Origin of the sequence: Bradyrhizobium sp. sBnM-33 (genome assembly GCF_032917945.1) — a bacterium.
GTDB lineage: Bacteria > Pseudomonadota > Alphaproteobacteria > Rhizobiales > Xanthobacteraceae > Bradyrhizobium.
In genome coordinates this window covers 7,473,394-7,492,932 of the sequence record NZ_CP136624.1, presented here as the reverse complement: position 1 = coordinate 7,492,932, position 19,539 = coordinate 7,473,394, and the positions used below count along the sequence as shown (strand labels likewise).

The following is a 19,539-nucleotide window of genomic DNA, read 5'->3' as shown; positions in this document are numbered from 1 at the left end:
AGCTTCAGAGATTCGAAATCTGCAAAAGCTTGCGGTCGCCGATCCAGGTTTTGGCAAGGTCGGCCTCGGCCTTGCGGGCCGCGCTGGTGCTGCCGCGTGCCTTGTACAGTTCCGCCAGTCCGTAATACGACCAGCCATTGGATGGCGCTCGGCGAAGCGCACGCTGGAACTGTCGCTCTGCCTCCGCGTAGCGGCCTGCCTGCAGCAAGGCAGCGGCGAGAGACTGCCGGATCGGATAGTACCAATAGGGTGGTTCGGTATATGGTAATTCGTCCTGCAATAAGGACGCCTGCTCGAACCGGGCGATGGCAGTGCGACGGTCGCCTTTAGCTTGGGCCACGCGCGCCAGGATCACTGTGCGCGCGATGCGAAGCACCTCCTGCGCAGGGACGTTCGACTCCTTCAGCAACTTGAAGTCCGCGGTGCGCTCCAGCGTCTCGATGGCGTTGGCTGCCGCCACAGCGCTCGCGAAGTCCCGGCGCACTGCCAGTGCGATGCCGCGCGCGTAGAGCCATATCGCTTGGACATAAGGGATGGCATCGCCGGGATCGGGGAGCGCCAGGATGATCTCGGGCGTACTGAACTGCGCGTGCGCGAAATAAGGCGCCGCCTTGACCGGCTGCACCATCGCAATGCCACGGGCAACCTCGTCGGGAATGAGATCGCGCAGCTTCTCCGCGGCGGCGATCACCGTCTGACCGTCGCCAGCCATCTGCGCCGACGCCATCACGAAGTGCACATTGTGCGGATAATACCCGAGCCGATAGACGCCCATCGGCGCGTTGGTATCGGCCAGGTATTTTTCATCGACCTCGGCCGCAACCTTGTTGTCTTCCAGCGCGTCGAGATAGCGGCCGATCCGATAGTAGATGTGGCTCGGCATGTGCACGAGATGGCCGGCACCGGGGATCGCACCGCGCAACCGGTCGGCATAAGGCTCGGCGCGCCTGGGCCGATCTGACGCCTCGACCGCATGGATGTAGAAGTGAATTGCACCGGGATGATTCGGATTGCGAGCCAGCACGCGCTCCAGTGTCGGCACGATTGGCACGCTCTGCGGGTTGGGTTCGCGGCCGCCCGGCTTCCAGTAGTCCCACGGGCTGAGATCCATGAGCGCCTCGGCATAGAGCGTGGCGATTTCGTCATCGTCGGGAAATTGCGTTGCAACCTTCGCCATTTCGGCCGCATAGGCTGCATCTAACGGCGCGCGAGCGGCCTTCGGATCGCTGCCGTAGCGCGCCGCGAGAGCACCGATCAGTGCCTGCTCGCGTGGGCTTGCCTTGCCGGCAAGCGCCTTCGCCTTCTGCGCGGCAGCGTAGGCGGGCGCGACCGCGTCCTCCTGCATCGGAAGATTGATGTTGGGACCGAGCACCAGCGCCTCGCCCCAGAAGCACATGGCGCATTCCGGATCGAGCTTGTGCGCCATGCGGAACGCGCGCTGCGCCTCAGCATGATTGAACGCGTAGGCGAGACGCAGGCCCTGATCGAAGTAAGCCTGTGCGCGCTCATTTCCGGTGGTGATCTTGTAAGTGATGGAGCCGAGCCCGTCCCACAGCGGCGGCTCGGTGTCCGCGAATGCTGCCGCGGATGTGGCTGCACTCATCTCGGCCCGTGGCACTTCGGTCTGTGCCAGACGCAACATCATGTTCGGCGAGCCGATTTCGGCCGGCGTGCGGCAGACCGGAAAATCCGGGCCGGCGAATGGGGGCGATACGTCGACGGCGGTTGCGCCCGCACCCGCGATGGTAATGATGTTGCCGGCCAGCAGCGTCACCAGTGCAGCGCCGCCGAGTGCCGCAGCTCCCGCGGAAACCAGTAATCTCTGCGATTGTGTGAATGTCGCCATGTCGTACTCCAAAATAAGGCGGAGGAAACATCTGCCAATGCGAAATTCAATGGGCCGGCACTGAGTCGAAATTTAAAGAAGATCTTTAGCGCGAATTCTGAAGCTTTTCCGGTCGTGCCACAAGACAACTGCAGAGATGACCGCGACACTTAAGCGTGATGCACTTGCGAGTCATGCGTTGGCCAGGTCCCCTGATGGGATGGTCCGGCCGTGCTCCGGCCCTGCCAGCACGAGAAGCTGGCGTGGGGCGCTCAAGACAAGGAGCACGCCATGTCTCAGAAAATCAACGCAGCGATCACCGTGCTCGGCATCGATATTGGCAAAGACTCGCTCCACATCATGGGTCATGATCACCGCGGTGCCATCGTGCTGCGGCAGAGGTGGTCACGCGGCCAGGTGGAAACGCGGCTCGACAACCTGCCGCCGTGCTTGATCGGTATGGAGGCCTGCACCCATCATCTCAGCCGCAAGCTCCAAATGCTTGGCCAAGACGCCCGCCTGATGAATATGAGTCGCGATCCGGAGCAGGAATACTTTGCCGACGGCATGGTGGAAGACATCATCAGGGTCTGCCGCGTTCATCCCTTAACGATTGACGACCTTCAGCGCGACGCCCTCTCCGGCATGTGGTAGGGGAAACTCGAGATCGCGTGCGCTCTCAGCGGCATGTGTGAGGTAGCGGAAACCAGCTATATCGGCCGGCCTCCCCACCAAATAGCCCTGAACTTGATCGCACAGCTCGGCACCCAAGAAACCGAGTTCCTCGCGCGTCTCAACGCCTTCAGCCAACACCGGCAGCTTGAGCCCGCGTCCAATTCCGAGCACCGCCCGAACGATGGTCGCCGCCTGCTCGTTGGCCTGGACCGACTTGATGAATGAGCCATCGATCTTGATTTTGTCGAACGGGAATGCCCGCAAGTTCGACAATGACGAGTAACCCGTCCCGAAATCGTCCATCGCGATCCGAACCCCAAGCGCCTTGAGCTGACGCAAGGTCGCCAGCGCCCGATTGAAATCGCGGATCAGCGCGGTTTCGGTGATCTCCAGTTCAAGCCGTCCCGGCTTCAGTCCGGTTTGAACAAGGATTTCGTGAACAAGATGTGTAAACTGCGGATTGTGCAGTTGCATCGCGGAGACGTTCACGGCGACGCTGAGCGGGTTAGTCCAGCCGCTGGCTTCCTGGCATGCCTGCCTCAGCACCCATTCGCCAATGTGCTGTATCGCACCACTTTCCTCCGCGACGGGAATGAACAAGCCCGGTGGAACCTGACCGCGCTGCGGATGGCGCCACCGCAACAAGGCTTCGAAGCCAGCGATCTCGCGCGTATCAAGCCGGGCTTGCGGCTGATAGGCCAGTTCAAACTCATGGCGTGCAATCGCGCTGCGAAGATCGCGCTCCAGCATGCGCCGATCTCGCACCTCAATGCCCATCTCGGCTTCAAAGAAGCGATAAACTCGGCGACCATCGGTTTTGGCGCGATAGAGTGCAGTATCGGCGTGGGTGAGAAGGCCCCGTCCGTCCTGAGCGTCGTTTGGGAAAATCGCTATGCCAATGCTGGTGGAGACGAACGAGGCCGTGGTCGATGATTCGTTTTCGATCCGCAGCGCGTCGATGATATTCTCGGCGATGCGGCCCGCCGCCGATGGTCCAGAGAGATTTGTTGCGATAATGGCAAATTCATCGCCACCGAGCCGCGCCATCATCTGGCTCCGATCGAGAACGGCGGTAACGCATTTCGCAACCCTCTTCAGGAGTGCGTCGCCGGCGGCATGACCGAACAGATCGTTTACCTCCTTGAAGCGATCAAGATCGAGACAGAACACGGCAAATGACTGACCTGAGACTTGGTGCACCTCGATTTCGCGGTCGAGCCGGGCGTTGAAGCTGTTTCGGTTAGGCAAGCCCGTTAGTGCGTCGTGGTGCGCCAGGAAATGAATATGTTCCTCGGCTTTCTTCCGATCACGTAGATCGCGGACGGCGATTGCATGATGCGGCTGACCGGCGAAATCGATCGAGCGAAGGATGAACTCAGCCGGAATGAACTGGCCGTTGACGTCGCGCAATTCAGCCTCGATCCGCTCGCGCGGCCTCGCGACCAGCTTGCGCCTGACGGACTCCTCCGGCAGGCAGATCGCCAGGGATTCTCCGATCACATCGTCGGGGACATAGCCTGTCAGTTCCGTTAGGCTTGAATTGATCGAAACAATCTTGTCGCCGTAGCAGACCAGCAGCCCCTCGGCCGACGCATCAGCAAGGCCGCGCATGCGATCGACTTCCAGTTCGGCGCGATGGCGTTCGCGAATATCGAGCGCAAGACCTGCGCAAGCGAGAAACAGGATCGTCAGCGACGCAAGCGCGACGCCGAGCGCAAGCCAGCCGGCCGGAAGCGCCATTTCCGAAACCACGACCGTAGGGTCCGGGATTATCGAAACCGCGCCCATGGCCGTGAAGTGGTGACTACAGATTGCCAGCGTGAGCAGCACCGCCCCGATGGCCTTCCATTTCATCGATCCGTCGCGCAAACCTGCTGGCAGCGCGGTTGCTCCGATCGCCGCCCCCAGCACGATGGAAACGGCAACGAAAACAGGGTCCCAATGAATCCGTCCGGCGATCTCGAAAGCTGCCATTCCGGTATAGTGCATCGCCGCGATGCCGCCGCCGACGGGTCGCTCCACCGATCCAGCGCCCGGCAGGCACTCTATTTCCGGACGCGATCGAAAGACCCACGCCGGTGAGCAGGATCGCCGCGAGGAGCGACAGTATGGTAAGGATAATGTTGTATCCGCTCGGAATGCCTGGCGAGTACGCAAGCATAGCGATGAAGTGAGTCGCCCAGATGCCGAAGCCGCTGGCGGTGGCGGCGACGCACAACCAGACATCGCGCATGTAGCCCGTTGTCTTGCGGACATGATTTAAGAAGTTGATTGCTGCGAAAGACGCGAGTGCACATACCAACGCCGCCATCACCACCAGTCGCAGGTCATGCTCGTAGGCGATGCAGTTGTATATGGTAAACATCGAGGTAACGCCCCGGTGAAATATCTTGCATATTTTCAATTCTGCTGACCGTGCGGCCGTCGGCCTTGCGCAATCCTGAACAAGGCTTACACAACTGACACTATGGTTTTTTTTAAGTGACTGCCCGTCGGTAACCGGTCCGAGAGTCCCCAGAAGCTTGTTGATTGTCGTTACGTTGTCCGAAGGTTGGATAGGCCAATTCGCTGGCGGCCTTGTGCGCCTCCTCCGCAAACTCTGCGACTGTGTGATCAGGAATGTCCCGTGAGCCGCTCCCGTCAGGTGGCACGCATTCGCTGGTGGGCCTGGAGCGGCGGGTCGTTTGGCGCGATCTTCATCGGACTTTCGAGCGTTGTCGCGAACCAGCTTCGGGCCCGCGGCGCTGATCACTCTTCTGCTGACGGAGCAAATGATCGCATGCATCACTATCGATCACTTCGGCTGACTGGGCCTGGCGCAAAGGTCGATTGATCTTTCCCTTCCTCATCGGCGGAAGGCTCCTCATCGCAGGGATCCGTCGTTGAGACTTTGTGGGACCAGATCAGTTCCGTTCGGACGCCGAGATAAGCGTCGGCGCGCCTTCGACTGCTTTGGGTCAATCACGGCGTTCTGTGGGTGCGCTGATGACTTCCGGTCTACCTCGACAAGCGGACATCTCTGGGAGCGACCACGATTTCGCAAAAGCGGATGAAGAGAGAAACGGTCTACTGTGCCGGTAGGGGTATGGGCAGAATGCTCGACACTTGCCAGCCCGTTGGTGTTCGCATCAAGATCTGATTCATTAGAAATCTCATTTGCTGCGCTGGCTGGCCCGGCGCTCCGATCGAGAAGGTGATTGGGACATAGATTTGCGCTACGCCGTCACCGAGCATCATAATTTTTAAACCTGATACATCCGGATCGAGGCGCCACGTTCCTTCGTACAATGCACTGAATCGTTTGAGCGCCGCGTCCTGTCCCCAGACGGGGATGCCGCGTGTAATCCAGAGGAAATCGGGTGAAGCCCTCAGCAGAGATTCCACCGCCTTGACGTCATGCGAGTTTTGCGCCGTGACGAAGCGGTCGAACGTCGCCCGGACCTCATCTTCGGATGCAGCCGCGGCTGGCTTGATCGCGACAAAAATAGCCGCAAGCAAGGTGCAGGCAACCAAAAAGCTTGTGATGCAACTGCGCAGGTTGGTCCGGTTCGCGGGACAGTTTGTTAGATCGTCCATGCCACGTTCCTCCATAACTGCGAGTGACGCTTCACTTGCAATCAAATGATCGCGCCGCGGTTGGTCCAAGGTCCCTGCGATTTCCTTAAATTTTTCCTGCAAATTTGCTAAGCTTGGGCGATGCCCGACGAGATCGATCAGATTTTCGAGTTCGGTGACTTCATTTTGTCGCCTAAGGAGAGGTTGTTGCTCTGGGGCGGCGAGCCGGTTGCTCTCACAGCAAAGGCCTTCGATTTGCTTGTCGTACTCGTCCGTCACGCCGGACACCTCGTGAGCAAGGAGGAGCTGCTGAGCAAAGTCTGGTCCGACACCTTCGTTCAGGAAGTGAATCTAACCGTAAATATCTCCGCATTGCGCAAGGCCCTGGAGCGAGGACGCAACGGAGGCCGACTGATCCAGACTGTGCCGGGACACGGTTATCGCTTCATCGCGCCTGTACTGACGCGAAGCGTATCGGTCACTCACGGTCGTGCTCGGCACATTACAGCCAACGCGGATGCATACCGCGCCTATCTTCAAGGGCGCCATGATTGGAGTTTGAGATCGGAAGAAGGACTGAAACGGGCGATCGAGAAGTTTCGTCGCTCCGTCGGGATCGATCCGCGCTTTGCGCCTGCCTATTCCGGGCTCGCAGACTCCTTCGCGACGCTGGGGTACTTGAGTTATTTGGCTCCGGCGGAGGCATTTTCAGCCGCGAGATGGCATGCGACAAAAGCTCTGGAATTGGATCCGTCACTCGCCGAGCCGCATGCGTCGTTGGGTTTCGTGAAATTGTATTTCGACTGGGATTGGTCAGGGGCCGAAGCGGAATTCCAGCGTGCAATCGGGCTCGATCCGCACTATCCGGCGGCACACCAGTGGTACAGTATCTATCTGCTCGCGGCTGGTCGGCCTGCGGAGGCATTTCACGAAATTCAACTCGCGCGACAGCGCGATCCCCTTTCCTTGCCGATAAACTCAGACCTAGGCTTTCACTACTACTACACGGGCCAGTACGACGAAGCCGCAAAACAATTGAAATTTGTTCTGGATCTGAACGCAGATTTTCCGCCGGCGCACCTCTGGCTCGGCCGAACTTACCAAGAACTGGGACGATTCAACGAAGCAATCGCCGAATTTCGGCGCGTGGAGAAAAGACTGCACGAATGGCCGGTTTCAATCGCCGCGCGCGGATTCGTCGCCGCAATTGCTGGCCGCGCCAATGAAGCCCGGAAGATACTAGCCGAATTGGATAGGCTGGCGGGCAAGAAATTCGTGACATCCTACGGCGTCGCGCTTGTCCACGCTGGCCTCAATGAAAACGACGCCGCTTTCGCGTGGCTCAATAGGGCTGTCCACGAAAGATCAAACTGGCTGGTCTGGCTGCGGCTCGATCCCCGCTGGAATCAACTACGCCCGGATCCAAGGTTTGCGGAGCTCGAGACACGCATAGGATTTCCGCATTAGGCTCGGCTCAGGTAGTGTCCCGCCGCTGCGTGGCCATGTCCGATGAGGGTCAATCGCCTCGGTTCGCGTTACCGCTGACCACTTCCGGTTTTCCCTCAACTGCAGACATCGCGCATCGGGACGACGACTTCCGAAAAGTGCCAACAGCCGACATCGCGCCTGTGCCGGAATGACGAAAGAGGCCGCCGATTGAGGCGGCCTCTTTTTATGCTTCGGCGCTTCGTTTTTACTTCTTGCGCGGATCGTCGGCTGGATCGATGAACACGATGCCCCCCGGCCCGGTGAATACAATTTGGACCATCGTTTCTTCGTTTGTCGTCCAAACATAATGGGGATGCTTCGCCGGCAGCGCGAAGACGGAGCCCGGCTTCAATATCTCGCCTTTGGAGGGATCAAACTTTTCCCCCATGGCGTTCCCAAAGCTGCCACTCATCACGGTGACGACCTCGGCATAGGGATGAGTGTGCGGCGGAACTTTATAATTCGGCGGGAATTTCACCCGCTGGACGATCGTCTCGGCCTTTGTTGGGTCACCGATCAAGATGGCGGTTTGCACGCCCCTGAAGACCGGATGCTCTATCCACGTCAGCCCATCGGGCTTGACCACCTTCATCGCATCTTGAGCCATCGCAGAACTTGCCAACGCGATCAAAGTGGCGGCGACAAAGGACTTGTTCATCCTAACCTCCTCCCAAATGTTGCGGAGCTCGAAGGCCCAATAGGATACAGCAAAAACTCAGACTGAAGCGCTTAAATTCATTTTCGGATCGGCTTGAACCGTCCATCGCGAACCAAGTCCGAATTGGCTCAGAACCAGAAGTGATCCAGCCAGGATGGCGTGTCCGTACTACCCCTCTCAAGAGCGGACATCGTCGGACCGTCCAGGCATGTCAGTTTGGTGCCAGATTCGGAAGTGACTAACCGGGCCAGCGCGTCGGCCTTCCGGTTGAACCTCCTCGCAGTTCCGATGACCCACAGAAGCGGGTTTGGGGGAACGGAGGTTCCCATGACCAGTTCCAATAGACGCCGGCCGACGCGGCTTTATCGGTTGATTGTAGCCTGCATGATGGGATTGAGTGCGGTTGTTTTTTTTCGGGATCAGCACAGCCTATCCGCATAACCCGATGCGACCAGAACTCAACACGTGGTTCAAAAATCTCAAGAATAAAGCGGGTGAACCGTGCTGTGACACCGGAGATGGCCAGCACGTGGAGGCCGAGTGGGATATGGCGAAGGAGGGGTATAAGGTCTTATTGAAGGATCCGCGTAGGCCAACCAAACCGGGGCAATGGTTCGACGTGCCATACTCCGCCGTGATCGACCAGCCGAACCTCAGCGGCATCGCGATGGTTTGGTGGTCGCCGTCCTACAACAACATCGATGGAAGAATGACCCCTGTGTGGCGCTGCTTCATTCCGGGACCGGGGGATGATCCTCACTGAGCAAACAATAACGCCCAGCTAGGGGTCAAAGCAAACCAGCCAGGAAAAAATATCTTCGCTCGCGAGTATTGAGGGAATTTGCCCGAGGAATTGCATTCAAAAATGGAGCTGATCATGAGCAGGATGGCACTGGTGATTGCATTCGTGCTGGCGTTGATCGGACCAGCGTCGGCGCAGAAGGCAGAGATTGAGGCGGCAAACGCTAAATTGACCGAATTCTTCAACAAGGGCGATTTCGCCGGGATCGCGTCATTGTACACCGCTGATGCCATCGCACTTCCGCCCGGTTCTGCGATGGTGCAGGGCCGAGTGGCGATCGAGTCAATGTGGAAAGGCATGGCCGAGCAAGTTAGCGATCCGAAACTCACAACCCTGGACGTCAAGCCGCTCGGCCCCTCCGCGGCCCGCGAGATCGGGACGTTCAGCCTGAAGACTAAGGGCCCGACGCCACAGGAGGTGAGCGGGAAGTATGTTGTGGTTTGGGAAAAGGTCGGAAATGACTGGAAACTCGCGACCGATATTTGGAACGATGGTAAGTAGGCTTCTCGCGGTTTTTGGCTGCTGCCGCTCGTGATGTTTTTGGCTCGCCGTTGCAATCGTGTTGGCAAGATCATCACGGCCCGCAACTGTAAGTGTCCAAATCAGGAGAGCAACCTGAGAGGTCCGTTGTGGGTCAATCGCGTCGCTTTGACATTCGGCCAGCCACTTCCGGTCTACCCCGAGCAACGGACATTGTCAGCGCCAGTCGGCAGGTCTGTTTCGTGCCAACAACGGAAGTCGCGTCACTTATTCAATTACCTCGTCGGCACGAACGATGATCGATTGAGCCCCTATCAAATCAAGCGACTCAGCGGGGTTTAGATTGATTACGGGTTGAAATTTGGTGGTTGATAGAACGAATTTCGCCCGGTTTAGCCCCGTTGAGGATCTGGTGTAGGTCATTAGCAAGACGCTCGGCGAGTTCGCCAAGCGCCGGCGCATACGACGTCAGTCCACCTGCGTCCACGTAGTCGCAGTACGGATAGATAAAAGGGAGACGGTATTTCCCGGCCTGCTCAACCACTAGGGCACGTCGGGCCCAAAAGCTGCCCCCTCGTCGACGATGGCGGGCCGGCGGCCCTGTTCTATGCAAAGGGAATTGCGGCTGCTCGCAATCTCTAACAGTACTTAACTGGCAATTTCCAGGCTTCTGCGCGAATGTTATTTGGCCTCAGCTCGGTCAACGCAACTGCACCCAAACCTAAGGAGCTCGATATGAGCAGTACTCAGGCCCGCAGAGAAATGAGCCGACTCGATGTGATCCGCCTGTTCGCCTTCGGCATGCTGTTGATCCTCCCTGCGGCTTCTGGGGCTCAACAGCTCCCACCGATTGCCGAACAGATGGCAAAGACCTACGGCCTTGATTCATTTCCGCAAGTCGAGGCAATCCGTTACACTTGGAATGCGGAACTTCCTGATGTCAAACTTTCTCGCACGTGGGAATGGAGCCCGAAGAACGACACGGTCTCTTACGAGGGGAAAGATAAGGAAGGCAAACCGGTAAAGGTTAGCTATCAGCGCTCGCAGCTCAGCAGCCAAAGCGATGCCATAAAGAACGAGATCGATCCGGCATTCGCCAACGATCAGTATTGGTTGCTCCTCCCGTTGCACGTCGTATGGGACGGCCCGACTGTGACCGCTGAGGGCACGCACAAACTACCCCTGGGTGATGCTTCCGCTGAACGGGTCGTGGTGAAATACCCATCGGAGGGTGGCTACGAGCGCGGCGACACCTGGGACCTGTACGTTGGCGTCGATAAGCGAATAAAGGAGATCGTCTATCACCGGGGCGGAACCAAGCCGCCCAAACTCGTGATCGCGACGTGGGCCGACTACAAGAACGCTGGCCCACTCCTCATCTCAACGGATCACCGCGGGACGTTGGATGGAAAGCCCATGCGAATTTCGTTCTCGGAGGTGTCGGTTAAGCTGACGGGATCAGAGAACTGGATCAACGCACAATGAACATCGGAAAGGTTCATTCGAGCAACTGATTGTGTGCTTCACAAATTAGTCGTGGCGCTTCCTGAGCCAGCCGCTCGCCAGCGGGGGTACGCGCGCTGTCGAAGTGAACCGGCGCTCTTCAGCGCAATAACAGCATGTCTTACTGCCTAGTAGCCTAGGTAGGCGCACCCCCTCGATCGCCCGCGCGGGCGGTGCGCCTTGTCACCTAACCGATACGTCGGCAGCCGTAGATATAAAGCTTCAGAAGAACCGAGGGGGAGGCAGGCCGCCCTGTCGCTGCAGGCTCGACGCCTTCGAAACCGAGATCGGCCAGATCGAGCGCGGCGACAAAGGAATCCGCCACACGTACTGAATTGCTATCCTCGACCCACTCACCGACGCATTCCGGCAACAGCGTCCATTGTCCGCGATCGGCACCCTCAACGAAGCGCTTCATCCATTGCCCCCGGCACGCAGCCAGGGTCATTTTTGGACCTGAGCGCGATGGCGGTTAAGTCCGCCTTGGCCCGATCAACGAACACCGCCAGCGCGACTCTTTACTTCCGAAAAGTGCCACTTCCGGACATTCTGCTGCACGCCTATTTAGATCGTACGAAGGTGACGATGCTGCGCGTCATCCCCTTGTCCGGCCAATTCGGGTTCACTCGCCATGGCGACAACACTTGCAGCCGGTCACCGTCCACCGTGAGAGATCGGACTTGCTCGGTGCCGACCCACTCGGGAATCCACGCCACCTCGACCTTGGTAGTCCACTTGTGCCCTTCAATGCGATACGTGCCGGTATAGGCGATGAGTGTGGCAAATAGTTCGGCACGTTCCTGGGCCGCGGGAAGCCGTACAGCGCGCCGGAGCGATAGGCGACAGGACGCCGGGCAAACCGCGCCAGCGCATCCACAGCCCATCGCGCGACAGGGACCCCGCGCAAGGGACACTATACGGACGCCACTTTTCCGTTTAGCCCGCTGCGTCAATCGGTTAGGTAGAACTCCCTCAAGGGCAGAAGGGAAGGGCCAAACCCATCGGCGAGAATGCTTACGCCACCGACACCAAAAACTCGGCGGAAACCTGTCGGGGGGAACGTAGGTAGCGCTCCACCGACTGAACCCCCGACTGGATCCTTCTTGGCCAGCGCGCTCCAGATCGAGACGTTCGCGGGGGTATGCGGTACCGCATCGAGAGCGGCGAAGTTCTGTGCGTGGCACAACCGGCGGTCTACCGAAGCTCGGGGTAGCCAGGAGCTACAACGTCGGCACGTGGCCCTAGGGCCTCCCCCGAACCGCGCTACCATCAACAATGCGCTGACCAATTTGTGAGCAGACGACGGACGGCACCTCCGATTGTCGCGGATGTTTTTCTACACATGGCCGGGTCATTTTGCATATTGGTTCGACGGCGCGCGTCCCAGGCTCAAGACACCGCAACCTTCGTATCCCCTGCGGGCCCTTTCGTATAATGGAGCCTCAATCTCAATCATTGCAAATAGTTAACAGCTCGAGGAGGGGCGACAATTTGGACCAGCGGCTGTTCCGTTCCCGAAGCAGGGCTGCGCCGAATCCACGCGGCCTGCGCCGATCTGCAGCGGACCACTCAAGTCCTGATGCTGCCATTGAGATGGCCCGCATCCTGGATGAGCCGCCGGTACTGGTGCCTGAGGTTTTGCACGGTGATACGCGCCTGACTCGGAAATGGGCGCATGGCGGGTTGCAAGAGGATTACATGCGGGGCGTTGCTGGGCACGTCGCTGTCGGCTGCTACGAAGGACAGCACGAGATATCCTGGCGGATTGAGAACAAGCGCCTGACTTCCAGAACCAACTCGAAAGCCTTCACCCTCATTCCGAAAGGCGTTGACGGCCACTGGAACATTGCTGGCCCGGTGGTCGTCTCGCATGTCTATCTCACTCAGGAACGTCTCCAGGCATGCGCCGACGAGATTGCGGGTGGAAGACGTGTCGAGATTCTTCCGCGCGTGGCTTTCGCCGATCCAGCGGCGGCGGGGCTGCTTGAAATTCTAAGTCACGAGGCGACGCGGGACAGTGCATCGTCTCGTCTGTTCGTGGAGCAGGCGATCGACCTTCTCTGTTCGCGGCTGATCCGGGAGCATTCATCATTTGGCAGCTTGCTTGCTCCCGTCAGAAAGGGCGGCCTTGCTGACTGGCAGGTGCGGCGTGTCACGACGTACATGCGCGAGAATCTCGAACAGCATATCGGGCTCAACGAGCTCGCCACCCTCGTCGGCCTGAGCCGCTTCCACTTCTGCACGGCTTTTCGCCAGTCGACCGGCCAGACCCCGCATGCATGGTTGACCGCGCAGCGCATGCGCCGCGCCCGCGAGCTTCTCGCCAATTCAGGCCTGAGTGTCACAGAGGTCGCGCTTGCAGTCGGTTACGAGACGCCATCAGCCTTCACGGCGGCTTTCCGTACGATTGTCGGAGTGACCCCATCGGTGTTCCGGCGCGCTCTGTAGGTGCGCGGTGGCAATTCATCGCAATACTGCGATAGCCGCCGCAATATCCGAACGGTACGCCCCATCGGGTTCATGCTTAGTTCGCGGTGCCCTGGGGCGGTGGCTCGGCTGCACTTGATACTCGTGCGCAGCACAATCCGATCCGCCTCAGAGCGTCGAAGAGGAATTATGGCGCCATCCTGTCGCAGTCATCGAACGATCATCATCAATCAGCAAGCGAGCAGACGACCATGAAAAACGATGAGCCGTTCACCGACGGTGCTGTCGAGACCGAACAAAGGCGTGGCGGATTATCGCGCCGCTCGGTCCTGCTTACGGTCGGCGGAGTAGCCTCTCTCGCGGTAGCATCGGAAGTTGCCGCGCAACCCATATCTGATCGACCTCCCGCCGCATCCACAGGACGGGTCCGGCTGGTAGTGAACGGCAGGCAGCATGAACTTGACCTGGATCCCCGCCGCTCACTGCTCGATGTGCTGCGCGAAACGCTCGATCTCACCGGCACGAAGAAGGGCTGCAATCAAGGCGCCTGCGGCGCTTGCACTGTGCTTCTTAATGGCAGGCGGATCGTCTCCTGCCTGACGCTGGCTGCGATGCATGACGGGGCTGAGATCAAGACGATCGAGGGCCTTGAAACGAATGGCGAGCTTCATCCGCTCCAGAGTGCATTCGTCGAGCATGACGGTTTGCAGTGCGGCTTCTGCACCCCGGGACAGATCATGTCGGGAATAGGCTGCATCGCGGAAGGCCATGCAGGTTCGCCAGATGAAATCAGGTTCTGGATGAGCGGCAATATCTGCCGTTGCGGGGCCTATCCGGGGATCGTCGCCGCGGTCGCCGACGCTGCCAAGAGGGCCTGACCATGCTTCCATTCACGCTCGAGAAGGTGACCTCCGTTCAAGCCGCCATCGCCGCTGCATCGTCCGGCCGGCGTTTCATCGCCGGCGGCACGACGTTGATCGACCTCATGCGGGAGGAGGTGGAGCAGCCGGCGCATCTTGTCGACATCAATATGCTCCCGCTTTCCGAAATCCGCATCGAGGGTTCCGATCTCGTTATCGGCGCGCTCGCCCGCATGGCCGATGTCGCCGCCCATCCGGACGTGCAGCGCCTGCACCCGCTTATCGCCGAAAGCCTGATCGAGGGCGCCTCGCCGCAATTGCGCAACATGGCTTCCATCGGCGGCAACCTGCTCCAGCGTGTCCGCTGCCCCTATTTCCGGATGCACGATGCGCCCTGCAACAAACGCACCCCGAACTCCGGCTGCGCCGCGATCGATGGCCTCAATGCCGGCCACGCCATTCTGGGCACGAGCAATCATTGCGTGGCAACGCATCCTTCGGACGTCGCCGTCGTGCTGGTCGCGCTCGACGCCACAATGCAGGTGAGGGGGCCGCGGGGCGAGCGCAGCTTTCCAGTCGAGGAACTGTTTCGGCTGCCGGGAGATACGCCGCATCTCGAACACACGCTGCTGCCCGGCGAACTCATCCTCGCCGTGCGGGTACCCGGCGGTCCGTACAGCCGGCGGGCGCGCTATCTCAAGGTGCGCGACCGCGCTTCTTACGAGTTCGCGCTCGTATCCGCCGCGGCCGCACTCGATGTCGGGGACGGCGTGATCCGTCAGGCGCGGCTCGCTGTCGGCGGCGTGGGCACCCGGCCATGGCGCCTGCGCACGGTGGAGAAAGCAATGATCGGCAGGGCACCGGATCGCAAAATCTTCGAAACAGCCGCCCGGCTGGCGCTCGAAGGAGCCCGTCCCTTGTCGGACAATCATTACAAGCTCGAACTCCTGCCGCGGACGATCGTCCGCGCTCTTGAAATGACGGGAGAAGCCGCATGACAACGAACGTGATCGGAAACCCGCTGCCGCGCGTGGATGGTCGCGCCAAGGTCACGGGCGCGGCGCGCTACGCGGCCGATTTTAACCAGGGCGGCCAGGCCTATGCGGTGATCGTCGGTGCCACGGTGGGGCTCGGCCGCGTGACCGGTATCGAGACCGCGCCGGTTGAGAAGATGCCGGGCGTCGTTGCCGTCATCACGCATCGCAACGGTCCACGGCTGCCATACGCGCCGCACAAGAGCTATATCGATCCGGCAACTGGCGAGCGGCTGCATGTGCTGCATGACGACCAGGTGCGCTTTTACGGGCAACCGGTAGCGATCGTCGTCGCCGATACGCTCGACCAGGCGGAGCGCGCGGCTGCGGCGCTGCGCATCTCCTACACGGCCGAGCAGCCCCTCGTTGATCCTGCCGACCCCAAAGCCCGACCTGTCGTTCCGGAAGCCGGGAAGCAGCCGGATGCGAGGCTGCCGGCCGACACCGCGCGCGGCAATGCCGACAGCGCTCTCGCGGACGCACCGGTGAAGGTCGATCAGATCTACGAAATCGCGCGCGAGAACCACAATCCGATGGAGCCGCACGCCACCGTTGCAGCCTGGAATGGCAATCGGCTGACGCTGTGGAGCAAGAGCCAGTTCGTCGTCAACGAACAGGCCGAGATCGCAGCCGTGTTCGGCGTGCCGCCCGAGAACGTACAGGTGATCTGTCCGTTTATCGGCGGTGCCTTCGGCACGTCGCTCAGGACGTGGCCGCATGTGACGCTTGCGGCCATGGCGGCGCGACAAGTGGGACGTCCCGTCAAGCTCGTACTCACGCGCAAGCAGATGTTCTTCATGACGGGCCACCGGCCCCGCACCCTGCAGCGGATGGCCCTCGGGGCCACGGCGGACGGCAAGCTCACCAGCATTGTCCACGAAGGCACCGGAGAGACGAGCCGCTACGAAGAGTTCATGGAGGCCCTGACTTCGGTCACGAGCTTCCTGTACTCCACGCCGAACGTGCGGACCCGCTATCGGCTGCTGCCACTCGATATCGGTACCCCGAACCATATGCGCGGCCCCGGCGAGGCGAGCGGTGTCTTTGCGCTCGAATGTGCCGTCGATGAACTGTCGTACAAGCTCGGAATCGATCCCATAGATCTGCGACGTCGCAACGAGCCGGCGATCGATGAGGGCGAGAACAAGCCCTTCTCCAGCCGATCGCTGATGAAATGCCATGACCTTGCCGCCGAACGTTTCGGCTGGTCGCGGCGGTTACCCGAACCGCGTTCGATGCGCGATGGCCGGCTGCTGGTCGGCATGGGCGTGGCATCGGCGAGCTATCCGGCTTTCCATGCGCCGGCGAATGCGCGGGCGCGTCTGCTCCCGGACGGCACCGCTGAAGTTGAAGTCGCGGCAAGCGACATGGGTCCCGGCACCTACACGTCCATGACGCAGGTTGCCGCCGAAACGCTAGGGCTGCCCGTTGAACGGGTGCGTTTGAGCCTTGGCCGCTCTGACTATCCGCCGGCTCCATCCCATGGCGGCTCATGGACGATGGCCTCGGTCGGCTCTGCGATCCGCGCCGCCTGCATTGCCGTGCAAGAGGAAGCCGCAAAGCGCCCTCGGGACGGCCGACCCATCGAGGCTACGGCTTCGGCTCAGCGCGTTCCTGGTGTGGCCGCCCGATTTTCGATGCACTCCTTTGGAGCCGTATTTGCGGAGGTGGCTGTCGATCCGGACGTCGGCACGATCCGGCTGCGCCGCGCCGTGGGCGCTTATGGCATCGGCCGCGTCGTCAATCCGCGACTTGCCAGGAGCCAATGCATTGGAGGCATGATCGGCGGGATGGGCATGGCGCTCATGGAACGCACTGTCCTCGATCCGCGCGACGGCCGCCCGGTCAATGCCCATATGGCCGATTACCTGCTGCCCGTGAATCTCGATATTCCCCAACTCGAGTCGCACTTCGTTGCGGAGGAGGATCCACACGTCAATCCCCTCGGCGTCAAGGGCCTCGGCGAAATCGCTCTTGTCGGTATGGCGCCGGCCATCGCCAATGCCGTCTTTCACGCGACGGGCAAGCGCGTGCGTACCCTGCCGATCCGGATTGAAGATGTGCTAACCGTGTAGCTCCCATCTCGCTCCTAGCGTGCAGCGAAGCCGCGAGAACAAGCATGAGGGCCTAGAAGCCCAGCTTAGATGTTGCCGTTCTTGGGGCCAAACTCTGAGTCCTTATCAAGCATTTTGGGACCGGCAGGGTTGAGCCCGTCCTTCCCGACGACTTGAACCTTGATGGTAGTGTTTGGGGTGTTATTCCGATCAGGCGAGCAGGTGGTTGCGATCTGGAACGCACGCAACATCGGCAAATAGAACCCGCGCAGCGCTTGGCATCGAATTGGCGAATTCGACGAGTTCAGGCTCGATATTACAAGGTCCGAGCCTTTCCGGACGAATTGGTTTAGCCGGTATGGATTTCACTTCGGAGATATTTCGCGGGGCGGCCTCTTGGTTGAGGACATTGGCTCCGCCGTGGCTAGAATGATATCCGATATTTTTATTTGCGTTGATGGGATGCTACTAACTGGCGAATGGACGTTTATTAGACGCTCTTGAGTATAGTGCTCAGCTGCCCAGTAGCTGGCTAGGCCCGCTGCAGCCGGGTTAACGGCAGAACTTTACGGGCGCACGTACTTCGCCGATCACGGCGATCGCTGCGTTGATTTTCTGAGACATGGCGTGCTCCTTGTCTTGAGCGCCCCTTGCCAGCTTCTCGTGCTGGCAGGGCCGGAGCACGGCCGGACCATCCCATTAGCGGACTATCGACTGCTCCGCTCTAGAGTGCAACGTTTCCGATTTGAGCGATGCAGTATGACAGCGGCTCCGCTCTCGCGTGTTGAAATCCATGCGCACCAGCGCAACATGGCTTAGCAATGTATCCGGACGAAAATTGGTGAGCCACACGTTGTGGCACGCGCTAGCAGCGCGTACGAGCAACCGACCGGCAACGGTGACGACTGTGAGGAGGCGCACAACGCAGCCAAAACGCAAGCCCAAGTTCGTCGAGTATTGACGGATGCGCTAGACGCGGTGCAAAGATTCCGGGTGAAACGTTGCTTCTCCTGCCGGCCAGGCGATGGTCACTAGCTCACCAATATCAACAACTAAACCGACCGGACTTCCGCTATTCAGTCGGACACGTTCTCCTATCTTCAGGGGTATGCGACGGCTCGCGCCTGATCTCTTCTCCAAAAGAAAGCTAACAACCGGCAGCGCAACCGCGACAAGAACGACAATCCGTGCCCAGTTGATTGGTTGCTCGTAACCGTCCGCGATGCTTGTTGGATCAATCAAGTCGCCACTCCTTCTTTGCCTATGCCGCGAAGGTCGCGAAACCGGGAAATTCGGGCGTACTGGCCGCCTCATCGCGCTCGCCTTTGATTTCTGGAGCGAGCGTGACCTGCGCGGAGTGAATTTGGGCAAGGTCGGCCCAACGCATGTCTTTGTAATTAAAGCCGCGCGCGAGCGTGGGCTTGATGACCATGAAGTAGGGCGAAATGTCGAAATCGCGTGGCGCATAAAAAGACGAGTGACGGATCTCGGCGACTTCGCGCCGCCCTGTCTCGCCCTCGACGCGCTTGATCTCGGGCAGGATCGGATAACGCACGGCGTCGAAAGCTTGCGCAATCAGCGAAGAACAGATGATGCGGCTGGTATCGCCGGAACCGAGCGCGATCGTTCGGCGACGCCAACGCTGCGTTACCGGACTTGGCAATAGATACCGCATCAGGTCGATGACGTTCTTGAAGTCGTAGCCGAGACCAATGCGTTCGGAAGGGTAGCGGCAGACCGTCTCGCAGTCCGCTTGGGTGAGGCCCACCGGCCGGCAGATTCGGGTTCGACAATGCAGATACTTCGACAGCGGCGCCGACACGACTCCTTCATCGATATTGGCTTCGATCAGGACGTGGGGTTCGCCCTCGGTTTCTGCGTCGGCGATCGGCCCGACGTACAACGCCGAATGCGACCAAGCCGACTGAGTGAGATATTTGATGCTGCCCGAGATACGACCTTTGCCCTCGACCAGCAAGACATCGCCGGGTCGCAGGGTCTCGCGTAAAGCGGTCAAATCGTTTGGAGCGGGCGGCTCACAGCTGACTGGCTGCTGCAGCCGGGCAATCAAGCGTCCGACATTGCCGAACAACGAGCCCATGTCGTCCCTCACGTTGGTGTTCCCTTATGGCAGTGCGGAGCAGCTCACGTGCCGCCCACTACCAGGTTCCTCACCAA

Annotated in this window: 16 protein-coding genes and 2 pseudogenes; 10 read left to right on the top strand and 8 right to left on the bottom strand. The window is 59.9% G+C overall.

The genetic code is table 11. The features are described from left to right. Positions 1-4 precede the first annotated feature (4 nt). The gene (locus tag RX328_RS35110; protein WP_213256579.1) at positions 5-1,846 is read right to left on the bottom strand and encodes a tetratricopeptide repeat protein; all 1,842 of its coding nucleotides are present in this window, start codon (positions 1,844-1,846) and stop codon (positions 5-7) included. Positions 1,847-2,116: 270 nt separating this feature from the next. On the opposite strand from RX328_RS35110, the pseudogene RX328_RS35105 reads away from it, so the two are divergent. Next, positions 2,117-2,350, top strand: a pseudogene (locus RX328_RS35105) (IS110 family transposase); the annotation flags it as partial. An 81-nt stretch (positions 2,351-2,431) separates the two neighbouring features. Here the strand turns inward: RX328_RS35105 and RX328_RS35100 are convergent. Beyond that, positions 2,432-4,865: pseudogene (locus RX328_RS35100) on the bottom strand (EAL domain-containing protein). 261 nt (positions 4,866-5,126) lie between these two features. On the opposite strand from RX328_RS35100, the gene RX328_RS35095 reads away from it, so the two are divergent. Then, positions 5,127-5,333 (top strand): DMT family transporter, encoded by a 207-nt coding sequence (locus RX328_RS35095; RefSeq protein ID WP_317258563.1) that lies wholly within the window; start codon positions 5,127-5,129, stop codon positions 5,331-5,333. Between the two features lie 233 nt (positions 5,334-5,566). Here RX328_RS35095 and RX328_RS35090 read toward each other — a convergent pair whose 3' ends face one another. After that, complete coding sequence (locus RX328_RS35090; RefSeq protein WP_312018146.1) at positions 5,567-6,334, bottom strand: nuclear transport factor 2 family protein; 768 nt, start codon at positions 6,332-6,334, stop codon at positions 5,567-5,569. Between RX328_RS35090 and RX328_RS35085 the strand changes: the two genes are divergently transcribed. After that, on the top strand, positions 6,242-7,522 hold the full coding sequence (locus RX328_RS35085; RefSeq protein ID WP_317258562.1) for a winged helix-turn-helix domain-containing protein: 1,281 nt from the start codon (positions 6,242-6,244) through the stop codon (positions 7,520-7,522). The two genes, RX328_RS35090 and RX328_RS35085, sit on opposite strands and share 93 nt — an antisense overlap. Positions 7,523-7,748: 226 nt before the next feature. Here the strand turns inward: RX328_RS35085 and RX328_RS35080 are convergent, their stop codons facing one another. Then, positions 7,749-8,201, bottom strand: a complete 453-nt coding sequence (locus tag RX328_RS35080) for a cupin domain-containing protein (protein ID WP_057853859.1) — start codon at positions 8,199-8,201, stop codon at positions 7,749-7,751. A gap of 397 nt (positions 8,202-8,598) precedes the next feature. Between RX328_RS35080 and RX328_RS35075 the strand changes: the two genes are divergently transcribed. From RX328_RS35075 to RX328_RS35065, 3 genes are all read left to right on the top strand, one after another. Next, on the top strand, positions 8,599-8,964 hold the full coding sequence (locus tag RX328_RS35075; protein WP_213256585.1) for a hypothetical protein: 366 nt from the start codon (positions 8,599-8,601) through the stop codon (positions 8,962-8,964). 102 nt (positions 8,965-9,066) lie between these two features. Next, a complete protein-coding gene (locus tag RX328_RS35070) occupies positions 9,067-9,504 on the top strand; it encodes a YybH family protein (protein WP_249727233.1) in 438 nt (145 codons plus the stop codon). Between the two features lie 714 nt (positions 9,505-10,218). Beyond that, the gene (locus RX328_RS35065) at positions 10,219-10,968 is read left to right on the top strand and encodes a hypothetical protein (RefSeq protein WP_213256587.1); all 750 of its coding nucleotides are present in this window, start codon (positions 10,219-10,221) and stop codon (positions 10,966-10,968) included. Positions 10,969-11,173: 205 nt separating this feature from the next. Here RX328_RS35065 and RX328_RS35060 read toward each other — a convergent pair whose 3' ends face one another. Together RX328_RS35060 and RX328_RS35055 are read right to left on the bottom strand one after the other, a co-directional pair. Next, positions 11,174-11,404 carry a hypothetical protein gene (locus RX328_RS35060; protein ID WP_213256589.1) on the bottom strand — a complete coding sequence of 77 codons (231 nt, stop codon included), beginning with the start codon at positions 11,402-11,404 and terminating at the stop codon, positions 11,174-11,176. A gap of 142 nt (positions 11,405-11,546) precedes the next feature. Beyond that, the gene (locus tag RX328_RS35055; protein ID WP_213256600.1) at positions 11,547-11,870 is read right to left on the bottom strand and encodes a lipocalin-like domain-containing protein; all 324 of its coding nucleotides are present in this window, start codon (positions 11,868-11,870) and stop codon (positions 11,547-11,549) included. 607 nt (positions 11,871-12,477) lie between these two features. Between RX328_RS35055 and RX328_RS35050 the strand changes: the two genes are divergently transcribed. The 4 genes from RX328_RS35050 to RX328_RS35035 all read left to right on the top strand — a co-directional run bounded on the left by RX328_RS35050 (position 12,478) and on the right by RX328_RS35035 (position 17,382). Next, complete coding sequence (locus RX328_RS35050; RefSeq protein WP_249727234.1) at positions 12,478-13,434, top strand: helix-turn-helix domain-containing protein; 957 nt, start codon at positions 12,478-12,480, stop codon at positions 13,432-13,434. 230 nt (positions 13,435-13,664) lie between these two features. Further along, positions 13,665-14,291 (top strand): (2Fe-2S)-binding protein, encoded by a 627-nt coding sequence (locus RX328_RS35045; RefSeq protein WP_213256590.1) that lies wholly within the window; start codon positions 13,665-13,667, stop codon positions 14,289-14,291. A gap of 2 nt (positions 14,292-14,293) precedes the next feature. Then, positions 14,294-15,271, top strand: coding sequence for an FAD binding domain-containing protein (locus RX328_RS35040; RefSeq protein ID WP_213256592.1), 978 nt, complete (start codon positions 14,294-14,296; stop codon positions 15,269-15,271). Then, positions 15,268-17,382 (top strand): xanthine dehydrogenase family protein molybdopterin-binding subunit, encoded by a 2,115-nt coding sequence (locus RX328_RS35035; RefSeq protein WP_213256594.1) that lies wholly within the window; start codon positions 15,268-15,270, stop codon positions 17,380-17,382. Before RX328_RS35040 ends, RX328_RS35035 begins: the two co-directional genes overlap by 4 nt. A 948-nt stretch (positions 17,383-18,330) precedes the next feature. Here the strand turns inward: RX328_RS35035 and RX328_RS35030 are convergent. Beyond that, on the bottom strand, positions 18,331-18,603 hold the full coding sequence (locus tag RX328_RS35030; protein ID WP_213256596.1) for a hypothetical protein: 273 nt from the start codon (positions 18,601-18,603) through the stop codon (positions 18,331-18,333). 19 nt (positions 18,604-18,622) lie between these two features. Further along, positions 18,623-19,462, bottom strand: a complete 840-nt coding sequence (locus tag RX328_RS35025) for a YiiX/YebB-like N1pC/P60 family cysteine hydrolase (RefSeq protein ID WP_213256604.1) — start codon at positions 19,460-19,462, stop codon at positions 18,623-18,625. Between the last annotated feature and the right edge of the window lie 77 nt (positions 19,463-19,539).